This is a genomic window from Streptomyces sp. UH6, assembly GCF_013421635.1.
In the GTDB taxonomy this organism is placed as follows: domain Bacteria; phylum Actinomycetota; class Actinomycetes; order Streptomycetales; family Streptomycetaceae; genus Streptomyces; species Streptomyces abyssomicinicus.
In genome coordinates, this window is sequence record NZ_JACADT010000795.1 from 1 (window position 1) to 2655 (window position 2655).

The 2655-nt window shown below is 75.6% G+C and carries 4 protein-coding genes; all 4 read right to left on the bottom strand.

Annotated elements, in window-relative coordinates:
* A partial coding sequence (locus tag HW445_RS25930) for an SIS domain-containing protein (protein ID WP_180223319.1) occupies positions 1-267 on the bottom strand: 267 nt, incomplete at its 3' end.
* Positions 267-1508 (bottom strand): glycosyltransferase, encoded by a 1242-nt coding sequence (locus tag HW445_RS25935; RefSeq protein WP_180223320.1) that lies wholly within the window; start codon positions 1506-1508, stop codon positions 267-269. The genes HW445_RS25930 and HW445_RS25935, both read right to left, overlap by 1 nt.
* Positions 1505-2455: a glycosyltransferase gene (locus HW445_RS25940; protein ID WP_180223321.1), complete on the bottom strand. Its 951-nt coding sequence runs from the start codon at positions 2453-2455 to the stop codon at positions 1505-1507. The genes HW445_RS25935 and HW445_RS25940 overlap by 4 nt, the downstream gene beginning before the upstream one ends.
* The coding region (locus tag HW445_RS25945) for a glycosyltransferase family 9 protein (RefSeq protein WP_374939699.1) at positions 2452-2655 on the bottom strand (204 nt) is incomplete at its 5' end. The genes HW445_RS25940 and HW445_RS25945, both read right to left, overlap by 4 nt.

Here is a 2655-nt window from a genome sequence, read left to right on the forward strand (position 1 = left end):
GCTGGAGGTGTCGGCGTGCAGGGCGATCGCGGAGAACGGCGGCCGGTCGTCGCGGTAGCGGCCGACGAGTTCGGCGGTGAGGTGCTGCGCCTGGGCGGCGCTGCCGCCGTTGCCGGCGGCGAGCAGGCGGCCCCCGCCGGTGAGCACGGCGGCGAGGAGTTCGCCCCAGCGGTCGACGGTGTGCGGGGCCCGGGCCCGGAACGCGCCCAGGGCCTGGTCGAGGGCGTCGCAGTGGCCGCCCGAGGCGGAAACCGGTCGCTTGTCCATCACGCCACCTCCGAGGAAGAGAGTTCGCGGCCCGCCGCCACCTGGCGGTAGACCTCTTCGACGCCGTCCGCGACGCGCCGCCAGGTGAAGCGGTCCAGAACGCGGGCCCGGCCGGCTGCTCCGTAGGCGCGGCGCAGGGCGTCGTCGTCGAGCAGTTCCCGGGCGGCCCGGGCCAGCGACCCGGGGTCGTCCGGCGGTACCAGCCGTCCGGTGGTCCGGTCGGCGACGCTGTCGCGGTGCCCGCCGACGTCGGTGGCGAGCACCGGGACGGCGCAGGCCATCGCCTCCAGCGGGACGATGCCGAACGGCTCGTAGGAGGGGGTGCACAGCACCAGGTCGGCGCTGCGCATCAGGGCGGGCATCCGGTCGCGGGAGACCGCGCCGAGCATCCGGACGCGGTCGGCGACGCCCAGTTCCTCGGCGAGGGCGAGCAGCCGGGCCGCCTCCGGCACGGCGTCGGCGAGTTCCTGGTCGTTCTCGGTGCGGCAGGCGAACGGGCCTCCCACGAGCAGGAGTTCCGTGTCGGGGATCTCGGTGAGCGCCTGGATCGCCCGGTCGTAGCCCTTGCGCGGCACGAGGCGGCCGCAGGCCAGCAGCCGGTGCCGGTGGCGGCGTGCGGGCGCTCCGGCGAGGCCGGGTCCGGGCCGGAACTCGGACGTGTCGACCCCGCAGGGCACCACCGAGACCCGGTCGCCGGGCACGCCCATGGCGGCGAGTTCGGCGACCTCGTCGGAGCAGGTGGCGATCACCCGGTCGCAGCCGCGGCCCAGTTGGCGTTCGAGGGCGACGCGCTGGACGGGGCTGGTGTCCAGGGCGCCCTGGTGGCGGCGCTTGACGGTGCCGAGGGCGTGGAAGGTCTGCACGACGGGGATGCCGTGCGGGCGGGCGCCGTCGCGGGCGGCGAGTCCGGACATCCAGAAGTGGGCGTGTGCCGCACCGGGCCGCTCGCGCGCCCACACCCGGTCCAGGTGCTCGCCGAACTCCGGCATGTGGGCGAGGAGTTCGTCCTTGGGGATGGGCTCGGCGGGACCGGCGGTGACGTGCTCGACGACGGTGCCGGCGGGCATCCTCACCCGGTCGGGCAGGTCGGGGTCGTCGCGGCGGGTGTGGACGGTGACGTCGTGGCCGCGCCGGGCCAGTTCCTCGGAGAGGCGGGCCACGTACACGTTCTGGCCGCCGGCGTCGGGTCCGCCGAGGGCGGCGAGCGGGCTGGCGTGCTCGGACACCATGGCGATCCTCATCGGGTCACCTCCTTCAGCAGCCGCTCCCAGTCGTCGAGGAAGCGGGGCAGCCCGTAGCGGGCGAGCGCCGCCGCCCGGGCGCGTGTCCCGACGGCCTGGGCGTGGTCCGGGTCGGCGGTGAACTCCCGTACGGCGTCGGTCAGTACGTCGAGGCGGTTGGAGACGACACCGGCGTCGGCGGGCACCGCCTCGGTGACCTCGGTGGTGGCGAGGGCGACCACCGGCATCCCCAGGTGCATGGCCTCCAGCAGGGACAGCCCCAGGGAGGTCCAGCGGACCGGGTGCACGTAGACGCGGCGCCTGGCCATCTCTGCGTGCAGGTCGCGCTGGACGAGTTCGTGGTCGCGGCAGCGGGCGGGGTCGATGCCGAGGGCTTCGGCGGTGCCGCGGGTGCCCATGCCGAACACGTCGAGCGGTGCGGCGTGGGCGAAGTGCGGGAGGAGGTCGGTGCCGGTGGTGCGGCCGCGCCGCAGCGGCTCGTTGACGACGACGGCGGCGCGCGGCAGCTCGCCGGTCCACAGCGGGCCGGGGTCGGCGATGCCGTGCTCGATCACCGTCGTGGGCGTGGGACCGGCGTCCCACATCAGGCGGTTGAAGTGGGTGACGTGCACCAGGGTGACGCCGGGGAGGCCGGCGGCCGGGTGCCGGGTGTCGGGCACGTCTCCGTCGGGGGCGTTGTGCTCCAGGTAGACCATGGGCGGGCGGCGGCCCAGCCACCGGTCCACCAGCGCGGCCTCGTGCGGCCGTTGCAGGACGACCAGGTCGATCTCCGCCTCGCGCAGCCGCTCCGGGGGCAGTTCGACCACGGAGTCGGGCCAGTCGAAGGTCCGCGCGCGGCCGAGGCCGTCCGGGCCGCGGCCGGGGGTGACGGGCACGACGTAGGTGTGCGGGCCCTGGACGAACGCGGTCGTCCAGGAGCCGTGCACGTGCCAGATCAGGATCCTCATCGGGACACCATCACTTTCTCCACCGCGGTGAGGACGTCGAGCGCGGTCACCGTGTCCAGGCACGGGTGGCCGGGGACCGGGCAGGTACGGGCCCTGCTGTCCGCGCAGGGCGCCCCCTGGTCGCCGAGCAGGACGTGCGGGACGCCCCAGGGGCGCCAGCGTCCGGCCGGCACCACGGGGGCGAAGAGCGACACCACGGG

What these genes read in the sequence shown, in the direction of transcription:
- HW445_RS25935 (WP_180223320.1), bottom strand. Translation starts at nt 1,508, where the DNA reads ATGAGGATCGCCATGGTGTCCGAGCACGCCAGCCCGCTCGCCGCCCTC.
- HW445_RS25940 (WP_180223321.1), bottom strand. Translation starts at nt 2,455, where the DNA reads ATGAGGATCCTGATCTGGCACGTGCACGGCTCCTGGACGACCGCGTTC.